Annotated in this window: 7 protein-coding genes and 1 rRNA gene; 7 read left to right on the top strand and 1 reads right to left on the bottom strand. The window is 74.3% G+C overall.

Annotated elements, in window-relative coordinates; genetic code table 11:
• The 7 genes from rrf to recN all read left to right on the top strand — a co-directional run.
• Positions 1 to 113, top strand: a 5S ribosomal RNA gene (gene rrf / locus ID804_RS11905); the annotation flags it as partial.
• Positions 114 to 754: 641 nt separating this feature from the next.
• Positions 755 to 1,582 carry a tetratricopeptide repeat protein gene (locus ID804_RS11900; RefSeq protein WP_169080422.1) on the top strand — a complete coding sequence of 276 codons (828 nt, stop codon included), beginning with the start codon at positions 755 to 757 and terminating at the stop codon, positions 1,580 to 1,582.
• Entirely contained in the window at positions 1,572 to 2,606 is a 1,035-nt protein-coding gene (locus ID804_RS11895; protein WP_169080420.1) for an HAD-IIA family hydrolase, read from the top strand. Before ID804_RS11900 ends, ID804_RS11895 begins: the two co-directional genes overlap by 11 nt.
• A gap of 19 nt (positions 2,607 to 2,625) precedes the next feature.
• Positions 2,626 to 2,844, top strand: a complete 219-nt coding sequence (locus ID804_RS11890; RefSeq protein ID WP_169080371.1) for a hypothetical protein — start codon at positions 2,626 to 2,628, stop codon at positions 2,842 to 2,844.
• Positions 2,837 to 3,658, top strand: a complete 822-nt coding sequence (locus ID804_RS11885) for a TlyA family RNA methyltransferase (RefSeq protein WP_169080418.1) — start codon at positions 2,837 to 2,839, stop codon at positions 3,656 to 3,658. Before ID804_RS11890 ends, ID804_RS11885 begins: the two co-directional genes overlap by 8 nt.
• A gap of 24 nt (positions 3,659 to 3,682) precedes the next feature.
• Complete coding sequence (locus ID804_RS11880; RefSeq protein WP_169080416.1) at positions 3,683 to 4,663, top strand: NAD kinase; 981 nt, start codon at positions 3,683 to 3,685, stop codon at positions 4,661 to 4,663.
• Positions 4,660 to 6,360, top strand: coding sequence for a DNA repair protein RecN (gene recN / locus ID804_RS11875; protein WP_169080414.1), 1,701 nt, complete (start codon positions 4,660 to 4,662; stop codon positions 6,358 to 6,360). Before ID804_RS11880 ends, recN begins: the two co-directional genes overlap by 4 nt.
• A 90-nt stretch (positions 6,361 to 6,450) precedes the next feature.
• Here recN and ID804_RS11870 read toward each other — a convergent pair whose 3' ends face one another.
• Positions 6,451 to 7,317 (bottom strand): hypothetical protein, encoded by an 867-nt coding sequence (locus tag ID804_RS11870; protein ID WP_169080412.1) that lies wholly within the window; start codon positions 7,315 to 7,317, stop codon positions 6,451 to 6,453.
• Positions 7,318 to 7,328: the final 11 nt, after the last annotated feature.

Here is a 7,328-nt window from a genome sequence, read left to right as displayed (position 1 = left end):
GCGGCCATAGCGAAGGGGAAACGCCCGGTTACATTCCGAACCCGGAAGCTAAGACCTTCTGCGCCGATGGTACTGCGAGGGCGACCTCGTGGGAGAGTAGGACACCGCCGGACTTCTTTGTGAAATGGCCACCCAGTGATGGGTGGCCATTTTGCGTTAACGCAGCGCCTCGCGCGCATCGACAGCAGCACCAGGAGTCACCATGGCCCATCGACCCGACCGAGACGACCACGACCGCGAGCGGCAGCGCCCCGAGGGCGAGCGGCGCCAGCGGCCGTCCGGTGCCCCCCGCGGAGAGCGCTCGAGCGGAGCCGCTCGCGGTGACCGGCCGCGGCGCGACGGTGATGTACCGCGCAGCGGGGGAGCCCGACGCCCCGGCGTTGGCGGTAGCCCCGCGCACGGTGAGCGTGCCGGGCGTCCTGCTCGGGAGGGTGATCGCGATCGTCGTCCCCAGCGCGACGGCGAGCGGGGAACGCGTCCCCAGCGCGACGGTGACCGACCGCGTCGCGACAGCGACGCGCCCCGGGGCGACCGCTGGGCGAAGCCCGGTGCGGCGCGCGGTGAGCGGGGCGACCGCCCGGGCCGCAGTGCGGGCGACCGCCCGGGCCGCAGTGCGGGCGACCGCCCGGGCCGCGGTGCGGGCGACCGTTCGACCCGGGGCGCGGGCGACCGCCCGGGTCGCGGCGCGGGCGACCGGCCGGCTCGGAGCGCAGGCGCACGCCAGGAGGGTGTGCGGACGCGACGCACGGACGCGGTGGAGGCTCCTCGACGGCCGGACCCGAGCATCCCCGAGGGCGTCACGGGGCGCGAGCTCGACAAGCTCGCGCGCCTCGAGCTCAAGACCCTCAGCAAGGAGAACGCCGAGCGGGTCTCGCAGCACCTCGTCATGGCGGCGACCCTCATCGAGGAGGATGCCGCGCTCGCGCACGAGCATGCGCTGGCTGCCGGCCGTCGCGCCGGCCGCATCGCCGTTGTGCGCGAGACCCTCGCGATCACCGCGTACGCGACGGGCGACTTCGCGCTCGCGCTGCGCGAGCTGCGTACGTACCGGCGGCTCTCGGGATCGAACGAGCAGCTGCCGCTCATGGTCGACTGCGAGCGCGGGCTCGGCCGCCCCGAGAAGGGACTCGAGCTCGCGCGCAGCGTCGACCGCACGACGCTGAGCGTGCCGACGCGCGTCGAACTCGCGATCGCCATGTCGGGCGCGCGTCTCGACCTCGGGCAGACCGAGCTCGCGCTGACCGAGCTGGAGATCCCGCAGCTCGACCCGACCACGGCCTACAGCTACAGCCCCGCGCTGTTCGACGCCTACGCGGTCGTGCTCGCCGAGCTCGGCCGCACCGCCGAGGCCGACGAGTGGGCCAGGCGCGCGGACATCGCCGCAGAGGCGATCGGCGAGGCCGAGGGCGAGTTCGACGACATCGTCGAGATCGTCGAGGAGGAGCTCGAGGTGGCGCTCGACGAGACGGACGCCGACCGTGGGGGCGACGACGCCGAGCAGGCTGCCGCAGTCGAGGTGTCCGACGAGGCGTCCGACGAGGCCCCCGACGCGGCGCCCGAGGAGGACGCGGATGCTCGGTAGGTTCGGCCGCAAGGCGCAGCCCGCGACCCCGCTGACCGGGCGCGACGCCCTGCTGCTCGACCTCGACGGCGTCGTCTACAAGGGCCCCGGTGCGATCCCGCACGCGGTCGAGAGCATCACCCGCGCCGCTGAGCAGCTGCGCGTGGGCTACATCACGAACAACGCCTCGCGCACCGACGAGTCGGTCGCGCAGCACCTGCGCGAGCTCGGCCTGCGCGTCGACGCGGCCGACGTCGTCACGAGCCCGCAGGCAGCGGTGCGCGTGCTCGCCACGCTCGTGGAGCCCGGGTCGCGCATCCTCGTCGTCGGCGGTGACGGCCTCGTGAGCGAGGTGGAGGCCGCGGGCTTCGTCGTGACGCGCTCGGCCGAGGACGACCCGGCGGCGGTGATCCAGGGCTTCGCGCCCCACGTCGGGTGGGAGCACCTCGCCGAGGCGAGCTTCGCGCTGCACACCGGCATTCCGTGGGTGGCGACGAACACCGACTGGACGATCCCCGTGGCGCGCGGCATCGCGCCCGGCAACGGCACGCTCGTGTCGGCCGTGCACCTCGCCGTCGGCCGCCTGCCCGTCTTCGCCGGCAAGCCCGAGAAGGCGATCTTCGATGTCGCGGCCGAGCGCTTCGGCGCGCACAACGCGCTCGTCGTGGGCGACCGGCTCGACACCGACATCCTCGGAGGCAACCGCGCCGGCATGGCGACGGCGCTCGTGCTCACCGGCATCGACCAGGCCAAGCAGGTGCTCGCCGCCAACGCGACCATGCGGCCGACGTACATCCTCGACGACCTGCGCGGGCTGTTCGAGCCGTACCCGGAGGTGCGCGAGACGACCGACGCCGACGGCGTGCGCACGATCGAGGTCGGCGACACCGTCGTCATGATGCGCGAGCACGTCGTGCGGGTCGCCTCGCGCGGCCGCGACGACCTCGACCTGCTGCGGGCGGGTGCCGCGGCGATCCACGGCAGCGGGCTGCAGATTTACGGGGTCGACGTCGACCCCGCGCTGCTCGCCCTCGCCGGCGGCTGAGCAGGAGTACCCTCGAGCCATGATCGAGCCCGACGGCCTCAGCAGCAGCGGCGGCGCACCCGTCAACGACCCGGCCGTCGTGCACGAGGTGCAGATCGACGAGGCGCTCGTGACGCGCCTGTCGCTCATCGAGGACCAGCCGCTCGGCGACCGCGCTGCGGCCTTCGCCCAGCTCGTCGACGAGCTGCGGGCCCACCTCGAGGGCACCGACGGCGAGGCGCGCCGGCCCGGTGCCTGAGCAGGGCGAGTCGGCCGCGACGCTCCGGCTCGACGCCGCGCTCGTCGAGCGCGGGCTCGCTCGCAGCCGCGCCACGGCCCGAGCCGCGATCGAGGCCGGCCGCGTTCGGGTCGACGGGCGCGCGGTGGTGAAGGCATCGCATCCGGTCGCCGGTGACGCGATGATCGAGGTCGAGGGCGACGACCACTACGTGAGCCGCGCGGCCCACAAGCTCGTCGCCGCGCTCAACGCGAGCGACATCGATCCGAGCGGGATGCTCGCGCTCGACCTCGGCGCCAGCACGGGTGGCTTCACCCAGGTGCTGCTCGAGCGCGGCGCGCGCCGGGTGATCGCGCTCGACGTCGGGCACGGGCAGCTCGCGCCGAGCATCGCGCTCGACCCGCGCGTGATCGCGGTGGAGGGCGAGAACGCGCGCTTCCTCACCGCCGAGCGGCTCGCCGAGGTGTCGGGTGTCGTCGAGCGCCCCGACCTCGTCGTCGGCGACCTGAGCTTCATCTCGCTCGCGCACATCCTGCCCGCGATCGTCGCGACGGTCGGTGTCGAGGTGCCGGTCATCCTGCTCGTCAAGCCGCAGTTCGAGGTGGGCCGCGGCGGCGTGCGCGAGGGCATCGTGCACGACCCCGTCCTGCGGGAGGACGCGATCATGGGCGTGCTGTGGGCGGCGTTCGATCTCGGGCTGCTCGCCTCGCACCTCGGCCCCTCGCCCATCGTGGGGACGAACGGCAATTCCGAGTATCTGGCCGTCTTCCGACCGGGCGCGGGGGAGCATCCGACAGAATGGAGGGGCCGCGTCGCCGCGATGGCGCGCGGGTGACCCGACCGCTCAGGAAGGCGCTCCGTGACCGCTCGCCACATCCTCGTCGCCGCCCACACGGGGCGGCCCGAGACGCTCGAGGCGGCCGTCACGGTGTGCCGGCACCTGCATGATGCGGGCCTCGTGCCCGTCGTCGACCGCGAGGCGCTGGATGACCTGCGCGAGGCGACCGGCGGTGCCGAGCTGCACGTGCTCGGCGCCGATGCGGCGGCCGGCGAGATCGGCGTGGGCGACATCGAGCTCGCGATCGTGCTCGGCGGCGACGGCACGATCCTGCGCGCGGCCGAGCTCGTGCGCGGCGGCAGCGCACCGCTGTTGGGCATCAACCTCGGGCACGTCGGGTTCCTTGCCGAGAGCGAGCGCGACGACCTCAGCGCCGCCGTCGGCCGCGCCCTCGACCGCGACTACCTCGTCGAAGAGCGCATGACGCTCTCGGTGCGCGTCAAGGTCGGCGCCGAGGTGGTGCACGAGACCTGGGCGCTCAACGAGGCGACGGTCGAGAAGGCGAGCCGCGAGCGCATGCTCGACGTCGTCATCGAGGTCGACGGCCGCCCGCTGTCGAGCTTCGGCTGCGACGGCGTCGTCATGGCCACCCCCACCGGCTCGACCGCCTACGCCTTCTCGGCGGGCGGCCCCATCGTGTGGCCGAGCCTCGACGCCCTGCTGCTCGTACCGCTCAGCGCGCACGCGCTCTTCGCCCGCCCGCTCGTCGTGGGCCCGAACTCGTCGCTCGCGGTCGAGCTGCTCGAGCGCACGCCCGGGCTCGGCGTGCTGTGGTGCGACGGTCGCCGGCCCTTCGACCTGCCGATCGGCGCGCGGGTCGTCGCCCGCCGCTCGTCGACGCCGGTGCGCCTCGCACGCCTGCATCAGGGGCCCTTCACCGACCGGCTCGTCAACAAGTTCGCGCTGCCGGTCACCGGCTGGCGCGGCCCGATCGACAGCGGCGACGGCTCGAGTCCGACCACCGGGGTGATCCCCGCCGTGCGACCGGAGGTCGAGGCGTGATCGACGAGATCAGCATCCGCGGTCTCGGCGTCATCCACGACGCGACCCTGCCGCTCGGCCCCGGCTTCACCGCCCTCACGGGCGAGACCGGCGCGGGCAAGACCATGGTCGTCACGGCGCTCGGGTTGCTGCTCGGCTCGCGCGCCGACTCCGGCGCGGTGCGGCTCGGCGCCGACCAGGCCGTCGTGGAGGGCCGCTGGCGCATCGACCCGGCCGGCGCCGTCGCCGATCGGGTGCGGGATGCCGGGGGCGACATCGACGCGGACGAACTGATCCTGAGCCGCTCGCTCTCGAGCGAGGGCCGCAGCCGCGCCGTCGTGGGCGGCCGCTCCGCCCCCGTCGGGGTGCTCACCGAGCTCGGCGAGCAGCTCGTCGTCGTGCACGGGCAGAGCGACCAGCTGCGGCTGAAGTCGGCGACCGCCCAGCGCGAGGCGCTCGACCGCTTCGCCGGGCCCGAGCTGCAGGCCGTGCTCGGCGACTACGCCGACGTGCACCGACGCTGGCTCGAGGCCCGCGCCGACCTCGAGACGCTCGTCGCGCACCGCGACGCGCGCGTGCGCGAGGCGGAGGAGCTGCGGCTCGCGCTCGACGAGATCGAGGCCGCAGCTCCGCAGCGGGGGGAGGATGACGACCTCGTCGCACGCGCCGACCGGCTCGCGAACGTGGAGGATCTGCGCCTCGCCGCCGCGCAGGCGCACGAGCTGCTCTCGAGCGAGAGCGTCGACGACGGCCGCGATGCCCTCAGCCTCATCGAGGCTGCCCGGCGCGCCGTCGACCGCGTCGCCGGCCACGACGCCGAGCTGCAGCCCATCGTCGAGGCGATCGCGAACGCCGGCTACGTGCTGAGCGAGGCGGCCATGCAGCTCTCCGGCTACGTCGACTCGCTCGACTCCGACGGCGGCCGTGAGCTCGAGACGGTGCAGGAGCGCCGTGCCGAGCTCGCCGCCCTCGTGCGCAAGCACGGCGAGAGCCTCGACGACGTCATCGACCTGCTCGAGCGCGGGTCGGCGCGACTGCTCGAGCTCGACCAGGACGACGCCCGCATCGAGCAGCTGCGCGCGAGCGTCGACGCCGACCTCGAGCGCCTCACCGAGCTCGCCGACCGGCTCAGCGCGCTGCGGCGAGCGGCCGCCGAGCGCCTCGGCGACGCCGTCACCGCCGAGCTCGCGGCCCTCGCGATGCCGAACGCGCGCCTCACCGTCGAGGTCTCGGCGCGCGACGAGTTCACCGCGACGGGGCGCGACGACGTCGCGATCCTGCTGCAGCCGCACGGGGGCGCGGAGCCTCGCCCCGTCTCGAAGGGCGCGAGCGGCGGCGAGCTCTCGCGCGTCATGCTCGCGCTCGAGGTCGTCATCGCCGCGACCGACCCCGTGCCGACGTTCATCTTCGACGAGGTCGACGCGGGCGTCGGCGGGGCGAGCGCGATCGAGATCGGTCGCCGCCTCGCACGGCTCGCCGAGAGCGCGCAGGTCATCGTCGTCACCCACCTCGCGCAGGTCGCCGCATTCGCGACGAACCACCTGCGGGTCGTGAAGGGCGATGACGGCGAAGTCACCGCCTCGAGCGTGCAGCAGCTCGACGGCGACGAGCGCATCGCCGAGATGGCGCGCCTGCTCAGCGGCTTGCCCGACAGCGAGAGCGGCCTCGCCCACGCGCGCGAACTGCTCGACCTGGCGAAAGAGCGGGCGCGGGCGTAGCGGCGGCCAGTCAGCTGCGCTTGGTCAGCGGCGGCCAGTCAGCGATGGCTAGTCAGCGCTGCCCGGTCAGCCCTGGTTCGTCGGCGCTGGTCAGCCGAGCGGCTCGATCGGCACCGAGACGACCGTGTCACCGGTGACCGGGTCGGCCCGCGTGACCCGCGCATTCGTGACGACCGCCGGATCGAACCCGTCGACCGGCGGAACGTAGCTCGTCGTCGGCGCGATATCGGCCGTGCAGGCTCCGGCGGGGCGCTCGCGCACGGTGATCGCGAGCACGTCGCCATCGACCTCGGCGGCCGTCGGCAGCAGCGGGCAGCTCGAGCTGCCGTAGGTCACCAGGGTGATCGGATCACCGGCGCCGCGCGCCAGCACGCGCGGCGTGAACTCCTCGTACCCGGGCGGTGGCATCGGCAGGCCGAAGGCCAGGCCCGGCTCGAACGACTCGGCGATCGAGACGAACCAGCCGCCGACCAGATCGACCGTCCACGCCGACTGCGCGACCTCGCCCCCCAGGTGCGCGAACGCGTTAGCGACGATCGTCACCTCCGCCGTCTCGAGCGGCCCGTCGACACCGTTCGGCACGGCGAGCTCGTGCGCCCGCGGCGCCAGGTCGTCGGTGCACCCCTCCGCGGGCGCCTGCTCGAATCGCACGGCGACCGAGAACTCGTCGACCGCCTCGACCCGCGTGGCGATGAACGTGCACGAGCCGCTGCCCCACGTGACGAGCCAGAACCGGTCGCCCTCCGGGGCGACCCAGCCGACGGGCGGCGTCGGGTAGGCGTCGATGAGCGGGGGAGGGCCGGGGGCCTCGGCCTCGGGCCACCCCTGCTGCTCTGAGAGCGCGACCGAGACGGGCGCCGCGGGCCGCGCGGAGCATCCGATGATCGCCCCGACCGACGCCAACAGCAGGGCGACCGCGACGCTCCGCACCGCTCGTGACCGCGCCCGCACGCTCATGCTGCGACCGT

It is taken from the genome of Microcella alkalica, from assembly GCF_014595885.1.
Classification (GTDB): domain Bacteria; phylum Actinomycetota; class Actinomycetes; order Actinomycetales; family Microbacteriaceae; genus Microcella; species Microcella alkaliphila_B.
This window is presented reverse-complemented; position numbering and strand designations above follow the sequence as displayed.

Bases quoted from the DNA above. Each gene is read 5' to 3' on its own strand.
- ID804_RS11895 (WP_169080420.1), top strand. From the start codon at position 1,572: ATGCTCGGTAGGTTCGGCCGCAAGGCGCAGCCCGCGACCCCGCTGACC.
- ID804_RS11890 (WP_169080371.1), top strand. From the start codon at position 2,626: ATGATCGAGCCCGACGGCCTCAGCAGCAGCGGCGGCGCACCCGTCAAC.
- ID804_RS11870 (WP_169080412.1), bottom strand. From the start codon at position 7,317: ATGAGCGTGCGGGCGCGGTCACGAGCGGTGCGGAGCGTCGCGGTCGCC.